This is a genomic window from Desulfomicrobium orale DSM 12838 (assembly GCF_001553625.1).
Classification (GTDB): domain Bacteria; phylum Desulfobacterota; class Desulfovibrionia; order Desulfovibrionales; family Desulfomicrobiaceae; genus Desulfomicrobium; species Desulfomicrobium orale.
On record NZ_CP014230.1, the window covers coordinates 1,539,634 to 1,561,616 of the forward strand.

General features: G+C 60.7%; 22 protein-coding genes. 15 read left to right on the forward strand and 7 right to left on the reverse strand.

What is annotated here, in order from left to right; genetic code table 11:
- Positions 1-558 precede the first annotated feature (558 nt).
- A complete protein-coding gene (locus AXF15_RS07080) occupies positions 559-1,923 on the reverse strand; it encodes a PAS domain-containing protein (RefSeq protein WP_169793620.1) in 1,365 nt (454 codons plus the stop codon).
- A 437-nt stretch (positions 1,924-2,360) separates the two neighbouring features.
- On the opposite strand from AXF15_RS07080, the gene AXF15_RS07085 reads away from it, so the two are divergent.
- From AXF15_RS07085 to AXF15_RS07125, 9 genes are read left to right on the forward strand one after another with little or no spacing between them, the layout of a single operon-like run.
- Entirely contained in the window at positions 2,361-2,768 is a 408-nt protein-coding gene (locus tag AXF15_RS07085; protein WP_151192313.1) for an ApeI family dehydratase, read from the forward strand.
- A complete protein-coding gene (locus AXF15_RS07090; RefSeq protein WP_066605266.1) occupies positions 2,765-3,223 on the forward strand; it encodes an acyl-CoA thioesterase in 459 nt (152 codons plus the stop codon). Before AXF15_RS07085 ends, AXF15_RS07090 begins: the two co-directional genes overlap by 4 nt.
- Positions 3,223-4,584 (forward strand): lipid biosynthesis B12-binding/radical SAM protein, encoded by a 1,362-nt coding sequence (locus AXF15_RS07095; protein WP_236884737.1) that lies wholly within the window; start codon positions 3,223-3,225, stop codon positions 4,582-4,584. The genes AXF15_RS07090 and AXF15_RS07095 overlap by 1 nt, the downstream gene beginning before the upstream one ends.
- On the forward strand, positions 4,581-5,729 hold the full coding sequence (locus AXF15_RS07100) for a DUF2062 domain-containing protein (protein ID WP_066605268.1): 1,149 nt from the start codon (positions 4,581-4,583) through the stop codon (positions 5,727-5,729). The genes AXF15_RS07095 and AXF15_RS07100 overlap by 4 nt, the downstream gene beginning before the upstream one ends.
- Complete coding sequence (locus AXF15_RS07105) at positions 5,726-6,676, forward strand: LpxL/LpxP family acyltransferase (RefSeq protein WP_066605271.1); 951 nt, start codon at positions 5,726-5,728, stop codon at positions 6,674-6,676. The genes AXF15_RS07100 and AXF15_RS07105 overlap by 4 nt, the downstream gene beginning before the upstream one ends.
- On the forward strand, positions 6,621-6,875 hold the full coding sequence (locus AXF15_RS07110) for a phosphopantetheine-binding protein (protein ID WP_066605273.1): 255 nt from the start codon (positions 6,621-6,623) through the stop codon (positions 6,873-6,875). Before AXF15_RS07105 ends, AXF15_RS07110 begins: the two co-directional genes overlap by 56 nt.
- 1 nt (position 6,876) lies before the next feature.
- Complete coding sequence (locus AXF15_RS07115) at positions 6,877-8,067, forward strand: beta-ketoacyl-[acyl-carrier-protein] synthase family protein (protein WP_236884738.1); 1,191 nt, start codon at positions 6,877-6,879, stop codon at positions 8,065-8,067.
- Positions 8,064-9,011, forward strand: a complete 948-nt coding sequence (locus AXF15_RS07120) for a beta-ketoacyl synthase chain length factor (protein ID WP_083517919.1) — start codon at positions 8,064-8,066, stop codon at positions 9,009-9,011. The genes AXF15_RS07115 and AXF15_RS07120 overlap by 4 nt, the downstream gene beginning before the upstream one ends.
- Positions 9,008-10,216, forward strand: a complete 1,209-nt coding sequence (locus AXF15_RS07125) for an AMP-binding enzyme (protein WP_066605278.1) — start codon at positions 9,008-9,010, stop codon at positions 10,214-10,216. Before AXF15_RS07120 ends, AXF15_RS07125 begins: the two co-directional genes overlap by 4 nt.
- A gap of 9 nt (positions 10,217-10,225) precedes the next feature.
- Here AXF15_RS07125 and AXF15_RS07130 read toward each other — a convergent pair whose 3' ends face one another.
- On the reverse strand, positions 10,226-10,663 hold the full coding sequence (locus AXF15_RS07130; protein WP_151192314.1) for an HIT family protein: 438 nt from the start codon (positions 10,661-10,663) through the stop codon (positions 10,226-10,228).
- Between the two features lie 123 nt (positions 10,664-10,786).
- Here AXF15_RS07130 and AXF15_RS07135 point away from each other — a divergent pair, with 123 nt between their 5' ends.
- Together AXF15_RS07135 and AXF15_RS07140 are read left to right on the forward strand one after the other, a co-directional pair.
- Positions 10,787-11,677: a DMT family transporter gene (locus tag AXF15_RS07135; protein WP_066605280.1), complete on the forward strand. Its 891-nt coding sequence runs from the start codon at positions 10,787-10,789 to the stop codon at positions 11,675-11,677.
- Positions 11,678-11,760: 83 nt separating this feature from the next.
- Positions 11,761-12,366, forward strand: coding sequence for a MarC family protein (locus AXF15_RS07140; protein ID WP_066605282.1), 606 nt, complete (start codon positions 11,761-11,763; stop codon positions 12,364-12,366).
- On the opposite strand, the gene AXF15_RS07145 is transcribed toward AXF15_RS07140, so the two are convergent.
- A complete protein-coding gene (locus tag AXF15_RS07145) occupies positions 12,363-13,361 on the reverse strand; it encodes a glycosyltransferase (RefSeq protein WP_066605285.1) in 999 nt (332 codons plus the stop codon). The two genes, AXF15_RS07140 and AXF15_RS07145, sit on opposite strands and share 4 nt — an antisense overlap.
- Before the next feature lie 42 nt (positions 13,362-13,403).
- Positions 13,404-14,390 carry a hypothetical protein gene (locus AXF15_RS07150; RefSeq protein WP_066605286.1) on the reverse strand — a complete coding sequence of 329 codons (987 nt, stop codon included), beginning with the start codon at positions 14,388-14,390 and terminating at the stop codon, positions 13,404-13,406.
- A gap of 295 nt (positions 14,391-14,685) precedes the next feature.
- On the opposite strand from AXF15_RS07150, the gene lpxK reads away from it, so the two are divergent.
- Genes lpxK through AXF15_RS07165 form a run of 3 tightly spaced genes read left to right on the forward strand, consistent with a single transcriptional unit; the run spans position 14,686 to position 18,701 of the window.
- Positions 14,686-15,777, forward strand: a complete 1,092-nt coding sequence (gene lpxK, locus AXF15_RS07155; RefSeq protein WP_066605290.1) for a tetraacyldisaccharide 4'-kinase — start codon at positions 14,686-14,688, stop codon at positions 15,775-15,777.
- Positions 15,749-17,854 (forward strand): ribonuclease R, encoded by a 2,106-nt coding sequence (rnr, locus tag AXF15_RS07160; protein ID WP_066605293.1) that lies wholly within the window; start codon positions 15,749-15,751, stop codon positions 17,852-17,854. The genes lpxK and rnr overlap by 29 nt, the downstream gene beginning before the upstream one ends.
- Positions 17,855-17,879: 25 nt before the next feature.
- Complete coding sequence (locus AXF15_RS07165; RefSeq protein WP_066605296.1) at positions 17,880-18,701, forward strand: TatD family hydrolase; 822 nt, start codon at positions 17,880-17,882, stop codon at positions 18,699-18,701.
- Positions 18,702-18,919: 218 nt separating this feature from the next.
- Here the strand turns inward: AXF15_RS07165 and AXF15_RS07170 are convergent, their stop codons facing one another.
- The 3 genes from AXF15_RS07170 to sfsA all read right to left on the reverse strand — a co-directional run bounded on the left by AXF15_RS07170 (position 18,920) and on the right by sfsA (position 20,895).
- The gene (locus AXF15_RS07170) at positions 18,920-19,177 is read right to left on the reverse strand and encodes a hypothetical protein (protein WP_066605299.1); all 258 of its coding nucleotides are present in this window, start codon (positions 19,175-19,177) and stop codon (positions 18,920-18,922) included.
- Between the two features lie 102 nt (positions 19,178-19,279).
- A complete protein-coding gene (gene hslO, locus AXF15_RS07175; RefSeq protein ID WP_066605302.1) occupies positions 19,280-20,155 on the reverse strand; it encodes an Hsp33 family molecular chaperone HslO in 876 nt (291 codons plus the stop codon).
- 35 nt (positions 20,156-20,190) lie between these two features.
- On the reverse strand, positions 20,191-20,895 hold the full coding sequence (sfsA, locus tag AXF15_RS07180; protein ID WP_066605305.1) for a DNA/RNA nuclease SfsA: 705 nt from the start codon (positions 20,893-20,895) through the stop codon (positions 20,191-20,193).
- A gap of 77 nt (positions 20,896-20,972) precedes the next feature.
- Here sfsA and AXF15_RS07185 point away from each other — a divergent pair, with 77 nt between their 5' ends.
- Positions 20,973-21,980: a sigma-54 interaction domain-containing protein gene (locus AXF15_RS07185; protein WP_066605307.1), complete on the forward strand. Its 1,008-nt coding sequence runs from the start codon at positions 20,973-20,975 to the stop codon at positions 21,978-21,980.
- Positions 21,981-21,983: the final 3 nt, after the last annotated feature.

Genomic DNA, 21,983 nt, shown 5'->3' on the forward strand with positions numbered 1-21,983 from the left:
AACTATACGCAAATGAGCATTTATTGATAAAATATAATATGTCAAACAATTATTTTCTGGTGTGCATTCTTCTATATAGCTCTTCTGTAGAAATATTTATGGATAGACTTCAGGATGTTATTCAGTTTTACGCCTATCTTTGCTTGTGATATTGAAAACTGCTGATCATGGAACTGATGAGGAGGTAAAGAGAATTGAATATGGAGATGAGGAATTGCTTGGTATCAAAACTCTGCATGCGCTGCTCCTGATCCCATGGATATATGCGGGGTGAATCATGATCCGGAAATGCATGCGTATTGCATGCATCTCCAGTCGGTACCCACTGTCAGGCTTGCCCTGTCGACATGGAAAGTGGAGGATTGTCAGATCAATCAGGCCAGGGCGGATGCTTCGGTCAGAATTTCTGCCACCAGAATATTTTTTCGCAGGGGCGCGGTTGTGGCCCACTTTCCACTGGACGTTGAGAATAGCACCGTGTTCTGAATGGCTTCAGCAAATTTCTATGATAGTTATACGATAAGATGCGTTATGGAAGCAGTATACCGCTGGAATTATTCATTCGTCCAGATGCAGGTCGAAAAGAACGCCTCCAAGACCATCGGAAACAGCTTTTGGAGGTTCTGGATTATGGTAAATTCTCCTGATTGCCGCTCCGAGATCCTTCAAGTCATAGACGACACGTTTTGAGTCGTTCAGCACATCAATAATATCATTTATGATATTATTCTTTTCATCTATACTGGCATTTTCAAAAGATTCAATATATTCATATATAAGTCCGTAATGCATTATTTGTGATTGGGTTATGTTGTTTATTCTGTCAGCAATGCCTCCAAGAGTTCTTCTGTATGATTCTATTTCTGTTTTTTTGATGACATCCGTAATGTCATGAATGATTGTTTGTATGCTTTTTATCTTTCCTGTCCGGATATTTTTTCTGCATCCTATGGTAACTGTGACATCAATTATATCTCCTCTATGGGTTTTTATTTGCATAGGATAGTCACTCAAACTCCCTTTCTCTTTCAGCAAGCCCATCATAATATCTCGTTTTTGAGGATCTGCATAGATTTCGTGTACATTTTTCAATAACGCATCTTTTTTTTCACTGAATCCAAACAGGCGTAATGCTGCATTATTTATATCTATAAAAGCACCATCTGAATCGGAAACAAATATAGGATCTGTTGAGTGTTCAAATATTTTTCTGTATTTTTTTTCACTGACCTTTAACTGCTCTATATTTTTTTTTCTTTCAGTTATATCTCTTATGAAATGATAAACTTTGAGAACCTCTCCATTGCCATAGTCCTTATAGACTACTTCTCCTTCATCTCTGACCCATTTTATAAGTCCATTGGCGCTGATTATTCTATATTCTATTTTTCCATATTCTTCATCGAGGAGATTGTTATAAAATGATTTTACATATTCTTTATCTTCTTCATATACAAGATCTATTGGATGAAATATATTTTGTGTAAATTGTTCATCTGGTATTCCATAAACTCCTTCGATTGCACTATTTGCAGCCTTTATTTTGTCATGGTTTTTATCAAATTCGATTACTACATCAGGTATTGCATTAAGAATTCTTTTCAATTTTCTCGACGATATAAAAAATTCAGTTATATCATTAAGAGTACATAAATATGATTCTTTTCCAAGATAAGATATTTTTATCATGCTTATCTCGGTTATATATTCTTTAGAAAGTTTGTTAAGAAGTTTAATTTGAACCTTATTTGTCAAGCAGGATAAATATTCTGTGTGCTCGATTTTTTTTACATATTCTTTTATAGGTATTATATCTTTTTCTGATATGAAATCAAGAATAGATATATTTTTTAAACCCATTTTCTGAATTCCGGATACATCGGTAAAGCATCTATTGTAGTAAACGATATCCAGGCCACACATGATAAATATGCTTTTCTGAACCAAATTATAAAGATTTGCATCTTGCTCTGTTATAATATGCATACTTTTCTCGTTTAATCTGAAAGGTAATCAGAGTGATTGATGGGGTTGTTTCCAGTTATCTGAAATACTATTGATTGATAAGTTAACTCCATAATCAGCCAATAGTGATCTATTTTTTGAGGTATATACTCTTTTTTTATCCTTGCCTGAGATTCCTCCAGAAAGCGTGAAAACGGTACTGTGTTCGAACCATGTTCACAAGCCCTTTGGGCCATATGGAAGGCGTTCTTTTCCGTGAGTTCCGGATTTCGGAGGACATAAAAGTTTGGGGTGGGGCTGCATGTCTTCCGGGGCTGAAGGTCTCCACGGGTATTGGCCTTTTTGAATCGGCGCGCTATCGGCATTTCTTTCGCCACCTTCAATAAAGATATTTCATGAGCAGACTTTTGCAGGAGATCCAGAACTGTGCTGTTGGCCCGGCCAGACGCGGAGCGAGCGGCGCGTGGAGCATGGATTTTACTTTTCCGCCTTCCTTCATGGGATTTGACGGGCACTTCCCCGGACGGCCCATCCTTCCGGGCATGGTTCAGATCATGGCCGCGACGCTGGTCGCGGGCAGTGGCGGGCCTCTCGCACTGCAAAAAATCAGCCGGGCCAAGTTCTCACGGATTGTCGAGCCGGGAGAAACCATCCGCGTCGAAGCCGACCTCGCGGAGAAAAACAGCCGTATTCAGGCCGTTGTACGGATTCTGGTCGGGGAAGAGACCGCCGCCACCATGACCCTTTTTTTGAGCCCGCCGGATGACATGCCTCCCGCAGTGCCCAAGGGCATCATCCCATGAAAAAAAAATATTTCAAGACCGGGCCGGATGCGCCCGAACCCTTGCGCATGGATACCCTGCGGACCATCCGTTTCGAGGAAGTCGATCCTCTGGGCATTGTCTGGCACGGCCGCTATCCCAGCTACTTCGAGGATGCGCGTGTGGCCCTCGGTGACCGCTACGGCATCGGTTATGCCGATTTTCGCCGTGAGAGAGTGGCCGCACCCATCAAGCAGATGCGGGCGGACTACATTCTGCCCCTGCGTTTCGGCGAGCGCTGCACCATTACGGCTTTGCTGCACTGGACCGAAGCCGCCCGGATCAATTTCGAGTTTGAAATCCGAAACCAAAACGGCCAGCTGACCACCACGGGCTGCACGGTACAGCTCTTTCTGGACGAGCGCGGCGGCATGCTCATGTCGCCCCCTGATTTTTATCTGCATTTTCTGCGCCGCTGGAAAGACGGAGCGCTCTGATGCGGGTGTTGCTCCTGGCCACCAACACGGAGACCGAGCCCTATCCTGTTTTTCCTCTGGGCATGGCCGTGGTGGCGTCGGCTCTTGCGGCCGCGGGGCACACGGTGAAGCAGCTCGATTGTCTGGCCCTGAGCAACGATTTCCGGAAAATACGGGCCGCCTGCCGCTGTTTCCGGCCTGATGCCGTAGGCATCTCCCTGCGCAACCTGGACAATGTGGATTCGCTCACGCCCGGAAGCCACTGGGCGCTGGACCACGTGCGCGACGTGGTAGCACTGGTGCGCGAAGTCTTCACCGGCCCGGTCTTCATGGGTGGACCGGGTTTTTCCCTCATGCCGGAGCTGATTCTGGATCATACGGGAGCCGATCACGGCATTGTGGGGGAAGGGGAGGCCGCCTGCCGCGAATTTCTTGACATGCTCGCCGCCGGACATACGCCGCCCAGACTGATGCGCGGCTCGTCCCGACTGACCGGGCCGCAGATGCACGGTGCGGAGCCGGACCCGGATATCCTCGGATTTTATCTGACGGAGAGCGGCATCGCGAACATTCAGACCAAACGCGGCTGTCCTCACTCCTGTATCTACTGCACCTATCCAGCCCTGGAAGGAGCGGCGGTCCGCGCGCGGGAACCGGAGGCCGTCATCGCGGACATGGAGCGCGTGGCCCGCGATCACGGCGCGCGGGAAATTTTTTTTACCGATTCCGTATTCAACGACCGGGACGGCCACTGGCTGCTGCTGGCCGAAGCCATGGCCCGGCGTGGTCTGCGTATCCCCTGGAGCGGATTTTTCCATCCGGCGGGCATGGACCGGGAACATATCCGTCTGTGTCGGCGGGCCGGGCTCAAGGCTATGGAACTGGGCACGGATGCGGCCTGCGACGCGACGCTGCACGGGCTGCGCAAGGGGTTCGATTTTGCCGAAGCGGAGCGGACCAACGCCCTCTGCGTGGCGGAGCGGGTGCCCTGCGCCCATTTTGTCATCTTCGGCGGCCCCGGAGAAACGGCGGAAACCGTGCGCGAGGGTCTGACCAACCTCGGACGCCTGCGGCACTGCGTCATCTTTGCTTTTCTGGGCATCCGCGTGTATGCGGGAACGCCGCTGGCGCGCCTGGCCATCCGCGAAAACGTCATCGATCCGGCATCCACCTGCATGCAGCCGACCTACTATTTTTCGCCGCACATCGACCCGCAGGCTCTGGAAGCAGAGCTGACCCTGGCCTTCAGGGGGCGGAGAGACCGTCTTTTTCCTCCGTCGGAGGGGCAGGACCGGATGCGCGTCATGCGCCGCTTCGGTTATCGCGGCATTCTGTGGGATACATTGATCCGCTTTCCCGAGACCGGCGGGGCCGCCTCATGACCCCCCGCGTGCTCGTGGCCGTTCCGGTTTACAATCATGCTCCGACCTTGCGGGCAGTTGTTCTCGGCCTCCTCGAGAGACATCCGCACGTGCTGGTGGTAGACGACGGCAGCGACGATCTGGAGCCGGAAGTGCTGGCCGGGCTGCCGGTACGGATGGTCCGCCACGGACGGAACCGGGGCAAGGGTGCGGCCATCCGCACAGCGGCTCTGGAGGCCAGGCGGCAGGGCATGAGCCACATCGTGACCATCGATGCCGACGGCCAGCACGATCCGGCCGACCTGCCCCTGTTTCTGGAGGCCGTCGCGGCCGACCCGCTGGCGGTGATCGTGGGCGCCCGCGATTTCAACACCGAGAATGTGCCCGGCTCGTCGCGTTTCGGCCGCGCCTTTTCCAACTTCTGGCTGCGTGTGCAAACCGGAGTGATTCTTTCGGACGTGCAGAGCGGCTATCGCGCCTATCCCCTGATTGTCCTGGAAAACCTGCGCTGTACGGAAAACCGCTACAGCTTCGAGGTGGAGGTGCTGGTCCGGGCCGCCTGGGCCGGGTTCCGGCTGCGCGAGGTGAACATCCGCGTGCACTATCCGCCGAAAGGAGAGCGGGTCTCCCATTTCAGGGCCTTCATGGACAACGCGCACATTTCCCTTTTGAACACCCGGCTGACCATCCGGGCCATCATGCCCGTGCCGCACCGGAAATTCGGGGAGGACGAGGCGGGGCGCGTTTCGCCCATTCATCCGCTCAAGTCTCTGCGGATCCTGCTGCGGGATGACGCCACGCCCGCCGGACTGGGCCTGTCCGCCGCTCTGGGCATTTTTCTGGGCACGCTGCCGCTGATCGGCATACACAGCATCGCCATCCTGCTGGCCGCCGGATGGCTGCGGTGGAACAAAATCGCCGCCCTGGCCGCCAGCCAGCTGTGCATGCCGCCGCTGGTTCCGGCTCTTTGCATCGAGGCCGGGCATTATCTGCGCCACGGCGTTTTTCTGACCGAAATTTCCCTGCGCACTCTGGGCTACGAAGCCCCGCAACGGCTCTGGGAATGGATTCTCGGCTCCATGCTGCTGGCTCCGCTTCTGGCCGCCCTGACGGGCGCGGCGGTCTGGGTTCTGGCCCGCATCGTGGCCGCGGGACTGAAGCCGTGAACGCTCCCGCCTGGAACAGCCGCAGCATCGGTTCCCGCCTGCAGCACGGCATTTTTTACGCGATCATCCGTTTTCTGGGCAGAACTCCGGCTTACGGCCTGCTTTTTTTCGTGGTGCTGTGGTACTCCCTGAGGCCGTTGACCCGGAGCCGTTCCAGGCCGTACCTGCGGCGGCGTTTCCCGGAGGCCGGACCGTTCATGCGTTTTGTGCATCGGCTGCGGTTGAACTGGAATTTTGGTCTGACCTTGGTGGACCGGACGGCTGCCGGCATTCTGGGAGAACTCCGGATCACGGCCAGTCCCGGCGACGAAAAGGCGCTGACGGACGCCCTGTCCGAAGAAAAGGGGCTCATTTTGCTCACCGCCCACACGGGATGCTGGCAGACGGCCATGGCCGGGCTGGACTCGCTGAATTGCGCAGTGAATGTGGTCATGCACCGCGCTCCGGGCGATATTGATCTGCAGTATTTCGAGCATCAGGGGGTGGACGCGCCGTTTCGGATCATCGATCCTCAGGGTTTTCTGGGCGGCTCGGCGGAAATGCTCGCCGCTCTGCAGAAAAAAGAGATTCTCTGTCTCATGGGCGACCGGGTTTTCGGCCATGAGCGGAACACCGTCCGGGTTTCCTTCCTGGGCGGCACTGTGCGTCTGCCCTGTGCTCCGTACCGGCTGGCTTCGGCCACGGGCGCGCCGGTTCTCGTGTTTTTTTCCCGCCGGACCGGACCGGGCCGGGCCGTGCACGAAGTGGCGGAGATCATCCGCGTCCCCGCCGGGCTGGGCCGCAGGGCGGAAGACTGTGCGCCCTACGCCGGGCGGTTCGCCGCGGCTCTGGAGGCGCAGGCCCGCGCCGTGCCCTATCAGTTCTTCAATTTTTTCAACATGTGGGAAGACGATGACGAACATCAAGGAAGAGCTCAAGCAGGCCCTGATCGAAGGGCTGAATCTTGAGGATGTGCGGCCCGAAGACATCGACGACGACGCTCCCCTGTTCGGGGAAGGGCTGGGGCTGGATTCTCTGGACGCCGTGGAAATCGTGGTTCTGGTGCAGCGCGCTTACGGGGTGGAGATAAAGGACATGGAGGAGGGCCGCGAGGCCTTTCAGTCCATCAACGCCCTGTCCGCCTTCATCAGTCGGCGAAGAGGCTGAAGTGCGGAGGGCCTTGCCGGTCAGCGTGACGGGCATGGGCTGCGTGTGCGCGGCCGGAACGGATTTGCCCGGCTGTTTGGCGGCCCTTGCCGCCGGACGCCGTGCTCCCGCCATACCGGTCCGCTTCGGACGTGCTGTAAAATATCCGGTCTTCGAAGTCCCTCCGGGGGCCGTGGACGCATGGGGCAAGCTCCATCCCGGACTGTCCCGCACGGTGCATCTGGCTCTGCACGCGGCCCGGGAGGCCCTGTCCCAGTCGGGGCTTGACCTGTCCGCGCGGCCGGAGCGGATCGGCGTATGTATCGGCACATCCGTCGGGGCCTCGCTCAATTTTCTCGACTATTACCGCGCCTGGCGGCAGGGGGAAAATCCCGGACTGGAGCCCATCCGCCGCTATCTGGATTCCAGCCCGGCCATGGCCGTGGCCCGGCTGCTCGGCGTCTCTGGGCCGGTTCAGACCGTGACCAATGCCTGCTCCTCCGGGGCCGACGCTCTGGGTCTGGCCGCCGCCTGGATCCGTCAGGGACTGTGCGATGCGGCCGTCGCGGGCGGGGCCGACGAGCTTTCCGTTACGGCCTACAACGGCTTTGCCCGGCTCATGATTACCGACGAAGAGCCATGCCGTCCATTCGACCGCTCCCGGCGCGGCCTGAATCTCGGCGAGGGAGCGGGTATGATTGTACTGGAATCGGCCGAAAGCGCGGCCCGGCGCGGCGCTGTGGAGCGGGGGACCATTCTGGGCTACGGTACGGCTTCCGACGCGTATCATCTGACCGCACCCCATCCCGGGGGCCGCGGGCTGCGCGGAGCCATCGCCGCGGCTCTGGCCCAGGCGGGGCTCGCTCCTGAAGACATGGCCTGCATCAATGCCCACGGTACGGCCACCCGCGACAACGACCGGGCCGAGGCGGCTGTGTTCGGCACGCTTTTTCCGCATACGCCCTTCATTGCGACCAAGGGCATGACCGGGCACACGCTGGGCGCGGCCGGAGCCATCGAAGCCGTGTTTGCGATGGCCCATCTCGCGGCAGGCGAACTTCCGGCCAGCGCCGGATACGCGGAGCCGGACCCGGAACTGGGCGTCTCTCCGGCCGCCGCCGGGACGGAAATCCGGGGTGCGGCAGCTTTGTCTTTGTCACTGGCCTTTGGCGGCAATAATTCGGCCCTTGTCGTGGGCAGGGGAAAAGCATGAGCATGTGCATCGAAGGTCTGGGCGTGGTCAGCACCGCGGGAAACGGGCTGGGCGCTCTGGCCGGAGCCGGGAGGGCGGCTCTGGGCGGACGCGGGGCGCCGCGGGCCGTGCTGGCGGACACGGAAGCGCTGTCCGGTCATCTTCCGCCCCGCGCCCTGCGCCGCACGGATCATTTCACCCGCATGACCCTGCTTGCCGCGTACATGGCCCTGGAAGACGCCGGGGAAAAGACCGCCGGGCCTGAGACCGGCATCGTTCTGGCCACGGGATACGGGCCCTCCCGGCTGACTTTCGATTTTCTGGACTCTCTGCTGGATTTCGGGCCGGACATGGCTTCACCCCAGGCTTTCGCCCATTCGGTGCACAATATCCCGGCCGCCACCGTGGCGGTCATGATGGGCGTGACCGGGCCGTGCACCACCATCTGCCAGCCGGATACGGCCGTGGCGGCCGCGTTCCTGACGGCCCGGACATGGATGGCCGAAGGCCGGGTCGAACGGGTGCTGCTGGGGGCAGTGGACGAGCGTATGGATCTGCTGGAGGACAACGTACGGCGCCTGGCCGGAGAAATTCCGGCCGGGACATCTGGCGGACAGCGGACGCTCCCGCTTGGAGACGGGGCGGTGTTTTTCTGTTTGCACAGGGAAATGAAGAAACGCGGACGCGCCTTTGTCCGGGTCCCGGCCTTCTCCACCGGCGATGCGGGGGAGCCTGTTTTTTTCTCGGGCCGGGCCTCGGCCGAGCGCCGGGCGGCGTTTCCATCCTTTGATCTTTCTCCGGCTTACGGCAACACGCCCGTCGCCATGGCTTTCGACGCCGCGCTGGCGGTTCTGGCCGTGAACGGCGGCCTGGCTCCGGCCTTGAAGGCGGAGAGCGTGCACTGCATCAGCCGAAGCCGTTTCGGAAACACGGGCGGCATAACCGTTTCCAGGGAGGCGTCATGAACGGACCAGATCTCGCCGGAGCCGACATCCATTCCCTTCTGCGCAGTTTTCTGCGCGCAAGACTGCTCGCGCGGGGCCAGGCCCAGTATCTGCTGGACAGCGAGGGTGAGGCATTCCGCGACTGGACGTCGTGCGAAGAGGCTTTCCCGGCCGCCCGTGATCTGACGGACATGCTGGCGCTGGAGCCGGAACTGGCGGATGCCGCCCGGCTGCTTCCGGTCGGGGATTGGGTGGAGAAGGTACTGGCCGCCTGGAAGCAAGGCCCGGGAACCGTGGTTTTCAGGACTTCCGGCAGCACAGGGGCGGCCGTTTCCTGCCCCCAGGCCGGAGAGCTGATCGTGCAGGACGCGCGGGGGCTTGCGGAGGTTTTTCACGGCCGCTCCCGCGTGGTGACGCTGGTGCCCGTGCACCACGTCTACGGCTTTTTCTTTTCCATCCTGCTGCCCAAAGGACTTGGCGTGCCCATGCTGGAAATGCCGCCGGTCCCATCCGGAACATTGCTGGCCTGCCTGCGGCGGGGAGACCTGCTGGTGGCCTTTCCGCTGTTCTGGAAAGCCCTGGCCGGTTGCGGCATGCGGCTGCCCGAAGGCGTGCACGGCGTGACCTCCACGGGCCCCTGCCCGCCGGAAGTCATTCATACCCTTCTGGAGCGGGGCCTGGAACGCATGAGCGAAGTGTACGGCTCTTCCGAAACCGGGGGGCTGGGCATCCGCCACGCCCCGGAAGACCCTTACACCCTCTTTTCGTTCTGGACGCCGCATCCGGAGGACTGTCCGCAGCCGGAAAGCCTCATGCGTACGCTTGATTCCGGGGAAGTCCTCGGGCCCGTCGCCCTGCCCGATCTGGTGCGCTGGGAAAACAGGCGGCAGTTCCGCCCCCTGCGGCGCACGGACAAGGCCGTACAGGTGGGGGGCATCAACGTCTATCCCGAGCGCGTGGCGGCGGTCATGGTCTCTCATCCTCTGGTCAGGGAATGTGCGGTCCGGCTGATGCGGCCCGAGGAAGGGCAGCGGCTCAAGGCCTTCGTCGTTCCGGGGGAGGGCGTGCGGGAGGACGATCTGCGCCGGGAGCTGAAAGGATGGATGGCCGCCCGGCTGGAGGCGGCGGAAATTCCGAAATCTCTGACCTTCGGTCCGGAGCTGCCCGTCAACCCCATGGGCAAGGCCGCGGACTGGAATGCCGGACGGACGCCGGAAGAAGACTGAAGCGGCTTTTCAGCGCGGCAGGGATTCCGGAGCGCCGGGGCTTTCCAGCACGGCCAGAGCTTCCGACCGCAGCTCCCGCACCTGGGCGGTTTCATAGACACAGCCGGGAGTGCTTTGCCCCCAGACCACGCCCGGCCAGTAGGGATCATGCCGCCAGCGGCCGACAACATGAAAATGGAACTGGGGGACCATGTTGCCGATGGCTCCCAGATTGACCTTGTGGCAGCCCAGAGAGTCCGTCAGCAGGCCGGACAGGACCATGATCCCGGCCAGCAGATCGGTCCGCGCGGGGGCCGGCAGCTCGTGCCACTGGGTCTGGCCGGTTTCGGGAACCAGGATGAACCAGCGCACATGGGCGTCCCTGTGCAGCAGAAGCCGTATTTTCCGCCATGTGCCCAGGTCATGGCAGTCCCCGGCCAGAGTCGGATGCAAGATGAAGTCGTTCATGTCCCGCACGCTACGGAAGGGCGGGCGGCCACGCAAGGGGCGCAGGGTTTCGGATTGTGAAACGCCTCCAATTTTTCCGGATTTGCTCAGACTCCAGACATCCCGAAGAACCCGGACATCGCCATGAACAGCCATCCGCCTTCCGTACGCGGCATTTTTTTCGCTCTGGGCGCAACTATCATCTGGTCGGGCAATTTCATCGTGGCCCGCATCCTGAACCAGAGCGTGGAGCCCGCCACTTTGGCCCTCGCGCGCTGGACCGTGGCTTTTCTGGGACTTCTGCCCTTCGCTCTGGGCGCAGCCTGGCGACGGCGCGGCCGCATCCGTCAGTTGCTGCCGGCCATGCTGCCCATGTCCATCCTCGGCGTGACCGTGTTCAACACCGTGCTCTACCTGGCGGCAAGGACCAGCTCCGCCCTGAATCTGTCCCTCATCGCCACCTCCACGCCCGTCTTCATCATGCTGCTGTCCCGGGTGGTGCTGGGCGAACGCCTCGACCTCCGCAAAATTCTCGGACTGTGCCTGGCTCTGGGCGGGGTGCTGTTTCTCATCACCGGCGGAGATGTTTCCCGTCTGCTGGGACTCAGCTTTTCCGCGGGCGATCTGTGGATGGTTCTGGCGGCCATGACTTTTGCCGCGTACAGTGTTCTGGTGCGCAGGATGGAGCACGATCTGCCGCAGTCCGTTTTTCTTCTGGCGCTTTTCGGAACGGGCATCGTGTTTCTGATCCCCTGGGCGGGGTGGGATCTGTCCGCTCACGGAGCGCCCGAGATCACCATGGAAATGGCGGGATGCGTGCTGTATGTGGGCCTGGGGGCGTCCCTGGCCGCGTACGGATTGTGGAACAAGGCCGTGGCCGCCATCGGCCCGTCCCTGTCCGGGCTCATCTACTATTCGCTGCCTTTGTTCAGCGGTCTGGCGGCCTGGTCGTTTCTGGGAGAACCCGTGGGGCCAACGCATCTGGTCAGCGGCTGCTGCATCCTGGGGGGCATCGTGCTGGCCACCCGGCACTGAGCCTCGAAAAATCTTGCCTTTCCTGAAACGTCCACCTAAAGGGGCGCGGATCGAAATACAGGCCGCCCCAAGGGAGAAAAGAAATGGATATAGCCCTGCTCAATCTGTACGTCAGCCTGACCATAAAGCTCTTTTTTCTGGTCACGCCCTTTTTCGTGATTTCGGTCTTTCTGTCCATGACCGAACACATGACCACGGTCGAGCAGCGCCGCGTGGCCACCCGCACGACCATTTCCGTGGCCATCATCAGTCTGGTGCTTTATTTCGCGGGAAATCCCATCTTCGCCACTCTCGGCATCACTCTGGACGGCTTTCGCATCGGAGCCGGGAGTCTGCTCTTCCTTTCGGCGGTGACCATGGTCTCGGGCAAGCGTTCCACCCAGGAAGTGCCCCCGGACGCCGATTTCGCCGTAGTTCCCCTGGCCATCCCCATTACCGTGGGACCGGCCACCATCGGCGGCCTGCTCATTCTGGGCGCGGAACTGGGCGGCATCGCGGAACGCATTGTCGGCACGGCGGCCCTGCTTTCCGCCTGCCTGAGCGTGGGCGCGCTGCTCTTTTCGGCCCGGGTGCTCAAAAAGGTTCTGGGCACCGTGGGCCTGTCCATCATGACCAAGATCACGGGTCTGGTCCTTTCGGCCATGTCCGCCCAGATCGTCTTCACCGGCGTGAAGAATTTTCTGGGCTAGGGGCGTTCTCCAGAAGCCGCCCGACCCAGACGGCGTAACACCTGGGCCACGCGGACCGGAGAGAACCGTTCGGCAACGGCCCGGGCTTTGGCGCACATTTTCGGGTCCGGCCCCCGGCGGACAAGGCGCAGCATTTCGCGTTCCAGATGCCCCTCGTCCACGGCGGCCCAGCGCATGTCCGGCCGGAAATGCGGCAGCATGCGGGCCATGCGCTCCCCCACGGGCTCCAGTGTGAACTTGAGAGGAATGGAGTTTCCCTCGTCCATGAACTCCATGTTCCCGGACCAGCCCGTGGCCAGCACGCAAACTCCGTGACTCATGGCCTCGCTCAGGCCAAGGCCCCAGGCTTCGCTCCGGTGCGGACTGACGTAAGCCAGCGCGCCCCGGTGCAGGGCAGCCATGCGGCCTTCGGAAAGCTCTCCGCCGATGCTGACCACACCCGGCAGCCCGCCCAGAGGCAGTTCCGCCCGGTACTGTTTGATGACCAGCCGGAGTCCGCTGCCCGCCGCGCTACGTACGCGAGAGAAGACCCGCAGCAGCGCGCTCAGATTCTTGCGCGGGTTGACCGCGTCCATGATGGTGAAAAAATAGGGCCGGTCGAAATTTCCGGCCCAGGACAGGTCTTCGGCGGATGGCTCCACTGGTTCCACCACATGCGGCAGCACGCGGACCCGGTCATGTCCCTGCCTGAAGGCCGAAGCGGAGAAAGCCGAGGCCGTCCATATTTCTCGCACCAGCCTGAGGCCGGGAAGGTACGCCTCGGGCAGAGCTTCACTCTCCCAGACGGTGTAACCCGCCACGGGTTTTTCCCGCAAAACCGGCATGGACTCGAAAATCGCCGGCCAGAGATGCGGCTCGTCATGCAGAACAGTCAGGTCGGCGTCTTCCGGCGTGTTCGCGGTTTCGCAACCGGCCAGACTCAGACAGCGCCGGTACGCTTCCCCGGCCCGGCGGTGACTGATGTATGCCGACAGATGCCAGTAAACGCGGATCACGGCCGGAAGCCCGCTCCGGCCGCCGGACCCGCGAACGCGCTTCTAGAAAAATACGTCCACATAATCCACGGCGCTGTCGCAGGGGTTGTCCATGTTCTGCATGCGCCAGTATTTTCTGCTGCCGGATATGGCAAAGACCATGTCTCCGCTGCGCACGCATTCCCGCCCATCGGCGATATGCGAAACCTTCATCACCACATCGCCGCGAAAGACGAATTCCTTTTCCCGGACTTCGATGATGACGCCCTCCATGCTGACGAAGGAGCCTTCCTCCTCCGTGCCGGGGCGGCCGTCCTGTCTGCCGGATATATGCAGCAGACCCTCTCTGTCGGTGACGGTGGCGGAGCCGAAATAGTCCCAGCTGATCCATTGCAGGGAAAACATGTGGCGGCCCAGCAGCATGTCCGTGGCCGTCTGACTGAGTATGCGGGTTTTGGGGCCGAGGGCGTCCTGCTTCGCCTGCCCGGTGACTTCCGGGCACGAAGCGGCCTTGTCGAAGTCCTGTTCAGGAGTCGTCACATAGTCTTGACTTTCCGTTTCCGGGAGGAAATAGATATTTTGCCCGGCGCGCTTCCAGATCTCCCATATTTTCCGGCCGCTTTCGTCGAAATAGAGACGCTGTTCGATTTTTCCGTGCGTCGCGCCCTTCTCGGTATCGACGATATAGGTGAAGCGCAGCCGCCCCTCGCTGTCGTACACGTTTTCCGCGATGCTCGAAGACGAGTCCGTTGGGCTGAGGCTCTCGGTCCGGTACAGCCATGCCCGGCCCTGGTCGTCGCGGTATATGACACGCTTTACCTCGTTCATTCCTTCGGAGCAGGACTCGAACACCCGGGTGCTGGGGCGCAGGGATTTGTCGGCCAGGATGGCTTCGTACAGATGCCGGATATCCTGTATCTCGGGATGCTTGAGCCAGTTGTCGAAAGTGATGGACTCGGTCTGGCCGCTCCAGCTTCTGGTCACGGGCGAGTCAGCCTGGGCGGGCAGGGCGGCCAGCAGGGCCAGGGCGAAAAAAAACACGGTTTTCATATTTCCTCCGTTTTGCTTCCGTCTTCATTTTGTTTCGGGCGGCCGGCACGTTTTCGGGCTCCGGGCTCGCCGTACGCATCCTGCCTGGATAATTGGATTTCGCGTATCAGGACCGCGAAAGATTGGGAAGAGTTTTCCCGCTCCGTTCACGCGGCATCCGGGAGTCGGGGATGGAAAAAGCATGGGAAATGCGTCCTGCGGGAGCTGAATTTCAAGCCCCACACCCGGGGCGATACCGCGGCGGCCTCAAGACCGGGCTTGGCATCGGCCCGGTATGGCGGTAACGTCGTAAAGCATGAATCCGGAACGCGTGGCTCACTTTCAAAGCCGGTTCGAGCACCTGCTTTCACCTCTGGGACGGCTCTACGCCAGGCTCATGCGGCTGCGCTCCGGAGCCTACACCGCCGGACGCCTGCCTTCCTGGCGGTCGCCGGTACCCTGTGTCAGCGTGGGCAACATCTCCTGGGGCGGAACGGGCAAAACCCCGGTGGTCTCCTGGCTGCTGGAGTGGGCGCGCGGCGAGAACATGAGCCCGGCCGTGCTGACCCGGGGCTACGGCGGCAGGCCTCCCAGGCATCCCTATCCGGTGGACATGCAAAGTCCCGCCCGGGAGGCCGGAGACGAGCCGCTTCTGCTCAAGCGTATCAACCCCGAAGCCGCCATCATCGTGGATCCCGACCGGATTCGCGGCGGCAGGCTGGCCTGTGAGAAATTCCGGACCGATCTGCTCATTCTGGATGACGGATTTCAGCATTTGCGCATGCAGCGCGACGTGAACCTGTGCCTCTTCTCCTCCCATGATCTGGAAGCCGGATGGGACCGGGTCATCCCCGCCGGATCGTGGCGCGAAGACGCGTCGGCCCTGAGCCGCGCGGACGCATTCCTCATCAATACCACGGCCGACGATGACGGCTGCCTGGAGATCATGGCCCACATCAAGCTGGCCGGCATGGGCAAGCCCCTGTTCTTTTTTCGGATTTCGGCTCACGGCGTGGCCAACGCCCTGACCGGAGCGGCCATGCCGTCCCTGGAAAAAATCCGCTATCTGCTGGTCACGGGCATCGCCATTCCGGAAAAGGTGGCCCAGACCTGCCGGACGGATCTGAAAGAGCAGCCCATCCGCCATCTCATCTACCCGGACCATCACGCCTTCACCCGCAGGGACTGGGAGACCATCTCCCAGACCGCCCAGGCGAGCCGCTGCACGCACATTCTGTGCACACCCAAGGATGTGGTGAAGCTGAGTTCCTTCGCCGACGACCGGCTGTGGGTGCCGCAGCTTTCCACATCCTTTTTCACCCGAGGGCCCCAAACCTTCAATTCCTGGCTCCAGCACCGGCTGGTGCCTGAGAGTCCGCATGCCAAGCCCCAAACAGAGTCCGCGTAAATTTTCCGTCAAAGCCCTGCTGGACCTGTTGCGCGATTCCGGAAAACCCGTGGCTCCCAAGACGATTTTCGGATTCTTCGGCGCCGACGCGGCCCTGAAGAAGCGCATCAAGTCCACCCTGGCCCAGCAGCTTGAAAACGGCGGCATCGTGCGCACGGGCAAGGGCTACGGCCTGATGGAGGCTCTTCCCCGGATGTCCGGCGTGCTGGACGTGCGCCGCTCCGGCGTGGGCTATCTCATTCCCGATGACCGCAGCCGGGAGGATCTGTTCATTCATCCGCGCAATTTCGGCGGTGCCTGGCCCGGCGACAGAGTGGAGGCCGTTCTGGACGCGACCCGCAGGAGGGAAGCCACTGAAGGCCGGATAGTGGCCGTTCTGGAGCGCGCGGCCAGAACTCTGACTGTCCGCGTGGGGCGGCGCATCCGGGCCGGGCGGTATTTTTGCCAGCCCGTGGATTCGCGCATGTCCTTTGCCGCGCTGGTGGACACGACAGCGCTTGACGCGCCCGAAAAGGGCGACATCCTGATCGTCTCGCCGGAAAAGGAGCAGGAGGCGGGAGTGTGGCTGTGCACGGCTCTGCGGCGTCTGGGCGTGGAGCGCGATCTGACCACGCAGGAGCTTCTGGTCAAGGCCGGACACGGCATTCCCGAACGCTTTCCGGAATCCGTGCTGCGCGAGGCGGACGGGCTGCCCCCTGATCCGTTGCCCGGGGAATGGCAGGGCAGAGCGGATCTGCGCGCCGTCCCGCTGGTGACCATCGATGGCGAAACGGCCAGAGATTTCGACGACGCCGTTTATGTGGAGCAGGAGGAGAACGGTTACCGGCTGCTGGTCGCCATCGCCGATGTGGCCCATTATGTGCGCGAGGGCTCGGAACTGGACGTGGAAGCTCTGGCGCGGGGCAATTCCTGCTATTTTCCCCTTTCCGTGGAACCCATGCTGCCCGAGGCCCTGTCCAACGGCCTGTGCAGCCTGCGGCCCGGTGTGCCGCGTCTGGCCGTGGTGGCGGACATGCGCTATTCCCGCGGTGGAGAACCCGTGCAGTCCCGTTTTTATGAGGCGGTCATCTCAAGCCACGCCCGGCTGACCTACACCCAGGTTCAGGCCGCCCTCGACGGAGACGCGGCCGCCGTGCCCGGAAACCTGCTTCTGATGCTGCACGATGCCCGTGAACTGGCGGAAGCATTTCTGCGCTGCCGGATCGGGCGTGGATGCCTTGATTTCGATGTTCCTGAAATCCGCATCCGGCAGGAAGGAGGCGAAGTCCTGGTGGATACGGCCGTCCGCCTGTTCAGTCACCGCCTGATCGAGGAATTCATGATCGCCGCCAACGAGCGCGTGGCCGAGCATCTCAAGGAGCGCGGGCGGGTTTTTCCGTACCGCGTTCATCCCCGGCCCGACGAGCGGAAGCTGGAAGCCCTCGGCCGGCTTCTGGCCGGAACCAGTCTGGCGGACAGACTGCCGCCCGTGCTGGATCAGTCCGGTTTGCAGGCTCTGAGCCGTGCGGCCAGAGGCACGGACATGGAATACGCGGTGGGCAGACTCATTCTGCGGACCATGATGCTGGCCCAGTATGCTCCGGAGAACGACGGGCATTACGGGCTGGCCTCGGAAGCCTACTGCCATTTCACCTCGCCCATCCGGCGTTATGCGGACCTTCTGGTGCACCGCGCCCTCAAACGGATGCTGGCGGGCCAGCCGGAAGCCCGCACCCCGGAGGAACTGCAATCCGTCTGCGACAGCCTGAACACCTGTGAACGTAAAGCCATGGAGGCGGAGCGGGAAATCCAGAAGCGCGCGGCCATTCTGGCTCTGGAGAAACGGCTGGGCGAGACCATGCGCGGGGTGATCTCCGGCGTGGCGGATTTCGGCTTCTGGGTGGAACTGACCGACATGCCTGTGGATGGACTGGTCCGTCTGGCCACTCTGGACGAATACTATTCTTTCGACCCTAAACGTCAGGAACTGCTCGGGCAGCGTACCGGCCGGGCCTTCCGTCTGGGCCTGATCGTTGATGTGACGCTCGACGCCGTGAATCTGGAGCGGGTGGAAATCAATTTTACCCTGGCCGAATAGCCCGGCCGTATTTCCTGGAGCCGCCATGAGCAGGAAAAAAGTCCGGGAACTGCCCGAATCCCTCGATCTGCCGTGCACGGGCGCGGACAGTCACGCCCATCTGGACGGCCGCGATTTTGATCCGCAGGAGGTCCTGGCCAGAGCCCGGACCTGCGGGGTGCGCACGGTGGGCAATGTTTTTCTGGGACCCGCGGCATACCATGCTTCCCGCGCCGTGTTCGAGGCGGACCGGGATGTCTTTTTTCTGCTGGGCGTACACCCTCACGAAGCTTCATCCATGACTGGCACGGATCTGGAGACCATGCGCCGGGCCTTCAGGACGGATGCGCGGCTTAAGGCCGTGGGCGAGATCGGGCTCGACTATTTTTACGATTTTTCGCCCCGCGCCGCCCAGCGGGAGTGGTTCCGGCGGCAGCTGGATCTGGCTCTGGAGCTGGGCCAGCGGGTGGTCATCCACTGTCGCGACGCCGAGGAGGACTGTCTGGCCATTCTGGATGAAGCGGGCTTCGCCGGGCGGCCGCTTCTGTGGCATTGCTTCGGGCTTAGCTCCGACTGGGCGAAGGAGTTTCTGGACCGGGGCTGGCATCTGTCCGTGCCCGGCACTGTGACCTACTCCAAAAACGAAGCCCTGCGCGAGGCCGTGAAAATCATTCCGGCAGGACGTCTGCTGCTGGAAACCGACGCCCCTTTCCTTGCACCGGAACCATACCGGGGCAAACGGAACGAACCGGCCCTGATCGGGTTCACGGCCAGAACCGTGGCCGGGCTGCGCGGCGAGGATCTGCGTGTCCTGTGGACCCGGTGCGGAGACGTGACCCGGCGTTTTTTTGGTCTGGAAGATGTCTGAAGACCATTCACAGGGCCTGGTTCTTCTACTTTGGCGTACGTCGGGCCAAAGGTGCCAGAATCCGAGGCGCCAGAGGCAAGCCATCGTATTCGGCCTCGTTAAACATAATGGCCGTGTCCATACCGATTTCTGATAGCCGGTGTTGCCTGCTCAAGAAAAATCCCCGGCGGCTCGGGAGCTTCCGGGGATTATGTGACCCAAATCTTTCCTGTCTGCGCTTACTTGCAGGAACACGAACCACCCACGCCGCCGATGCTGGCTGCGTACTTGTCCGCATCCGTCTTGTAGGCGAATCCTTTGAGCAGGCAGACATTTCCGCCTCGTGCGGATTTCATCTGATCCAGCGGACGCATGTCCACTTCCACTTTGCCGTTGGCACAGTACACGCCGTAGGCGTATTTGTCCGCGGCGGCCTGTGTGAACAGAGTGAGGGTCAGCAAAGCCGTTGCGGCGCATAGGGCGATAACACCTTTCATGTGATCTCCTGTGTTGTTTGGTGTTGCGTCATACGAAACTTTTTATACTTTATCCGCCTACCGGCTCTCGCGCAACAGGCTTTTCCGCTTCGCCGCATCTCCTCAGTGCCGTTCACTGATCAGCCTGCGCAGCTGCTCCGGTGTGAATTCATAGGCTTCCCGGCAGAACTCGCAGGTGATGACGGTGCGGTCTTCGCGTCCGGCCAGTTCTTCCGTTTCCTTTTGTCCCAGCGTGATCAGCGCCCGCTCGATGCGGTCCCGGGAACAGGCGCATTGAAAGCGCACTTCCTGATGACCCAGAACTTCATAGGCGATGTCGCTGAAAATCCGGTCCAGCAGCTCCTTGGGTGTGATCCCGCTCAGAAAGAGTCTGCCCAGGGGCGGAAGGTCCCGGATGCGGCCGGTAATGAGGTCCAGAATATTCTCGCTTGCTCCCGGCAGGGCCTGAATCAGAAACCCTCCGGCCACAATCGGGCGGCCGAGGGCGTCCGGAATGGCGGTCAGCCCCACGGCCGAGGGAATCTGTTCGGATTCCGTCAGGTAATAGGCCAGATCCTCGCCGATTTCGCTGGACACAAGATTGACCACGCCCCGGTAGGGTTCTTTCAGCAGCAGGTCCTTGGTCACGGTCAGCAGGCCGGCCCGGCCCAGCGCCGAGGCGATGTCGAACTGTCCGTCAGCCAGAGGCAGGTCCACGCCGGGATCGCCCACATAGCCATGTACCCGGCACAGGGCGTCGGCTTCCACGACAATTTTTCGCAGAGGGCCGTTTCCTTCGAATTTGAGGGCCACACGCTCCCGGCCCTTGAGCAGCGCACCCAACAGGACGCCCCCGGTCAGGGCCCGGCTCAGGGCCACGGACGCCGTGGGCCGGGTCTGATGCCGATCACAGGCGGTCCGGGTGGTGTAGGTGGTCAGACAGGCCAGGGCGCGGACATTGGTTTCGCCGGAGATGGCGCGGATAAGCTGATCGTTCATGGTTTCTCCAAAAGATTGTTCGGGAGACAAGCATCTTACGGACAAGGTGCGAGAGGCAGGCGGCGGCCCAGGAAAATGCCCTCGGGGGACGCATGGATCACATAGGGCATGAATTCCACACCTACATCGAGGGCCTGCCAGAACAGCGCGGCGAATCGGGGATCGATGAAGCCCGCCGGGCCGAAGCATTGGCCGTCGGGGCGCTGCACGGCCAGAAATACGCCCACGCGCGCACCCTGACCCGCAAGCGTCATGAGTTCGCGCAGATGTTTCTGCCCCCGCTCCGTGACTGCATCCGGGAAGCAGGCCACATCATCCTCCACCATGGTCACATTTTTCGCTTCGACCCAGAAATCTCCGGCCGGACCGCTGAGGCAGGCGTCCAGACGCGAATCCCCCAGTCTGGCTTCGGCCTGAAAACGGCCGTATCCGGCCAGTTCGGGCATGGCGCCCGATTCCCACGCCTTCTTGAGCAGGCGGTTGGGCGTCAGCGTGTTCACGCCGATCCAGTCTCCATGGGGCCGGACCAGTTCCAGAGTGTAGGGCAGCCGCCTGCCGGGGGACTGGGCCGGAGAGAGGAATATCTCCATGCCCGGCCGCAGAAGACCGAGCATGGAGCCGGAGTTGTTGGTGTGGGCGACGACGGCCTGGCCGTCCAGCAGGGCGTGGATCAGAAAGCGCTTTTCCCGGGCCACGAAGACGGCCCGGCGGCTTTGGGCGGGAAAGGCGAGTAAATGCATGTTTGGGAGTTGCGTTTCTGTCAGGTTCTTGACAGGTAAGCGGAAAAATACGCCGGGCCATTCACCCTGGAGAGGTCATGTCGTTTGATGCATGCGGAATAATTGGAAAGAGCTCAGCCTTGCAAGAGGTATTTCGGGTGCTGGCCAAGGTCGCGCCCTCGGGGAGCACGGTGCTGGTCACGGGAGAGTCGGGCACGGGCAAGGAATTGCTGGTCCGCGCTCTGCACCACAACAGCGCCCGGGCGGGCAAGGCCTTCGTGCCCATCAACTGCGGGGCCATCCCGCGCGAGCTGCTCGAATCAGAACTGTTCGGCCACGAGAAAGGCGCCTTCACCCACGCCATCCGGACCAAAGTCGGACGGTTTGAAATGGCCGACGGCGGGACCGTTTTTCTGGATGAAATCGGCGAAATGGACCTGGCTTTGCAAGTGAAGATTCTGCGTGTGTTGCAGGAACGGGAATTCGAGCGCGTGGGCGGCGGCAGAACCATCCGGACCGACGTGCGGGTGGTGGCGGCCACCAACCGGGATCTGGAGGAAGAGGTCCGCCGGGGCACGTTCCGCGAGGATCTGTTCTACCGCCTGAACGTCATTCCCATCGTCCTGCCGCCCCTGCGGGAGCGGGGAGACGATGTGCTGCTGCTGGCCCGGCATTTTCTGAAGCGTTTCAGCAGCCCGGAAGACGGCTCTCTGGAAATGAGCGACGATGTGCGGAACATCCTGTGCGGCTATTCCTGGCCGGGCAATGTGCGCGAGCTGGAAAATTTCATGGAGCGGATGTCCATCCTCTGCGACGGCAATCGCATCGAACTTGCGGACCTGCCGGAGAAAATCCTGAAGGAAACAGGCACGGAGCCGCCCCGGCGCGTCGTGCCGTCCGGGGATATGTCTTTCCGCTGGCCGGAGCTCAAAGACCTGCGCGAACAGGGGTTGAATCTGAAGGATTTTCTGGATCAGGTGGAAGAGAGGCTGCTGACCGAAGCCCTGGGTGAAGTGGACGGCGTGAAGAACAAGGCCGCCGAAGTGTTGGGCATCAAACGCACGACACTCATCGAAAAGCTCAAGAAGAAAAACATGCTCTCATGACGG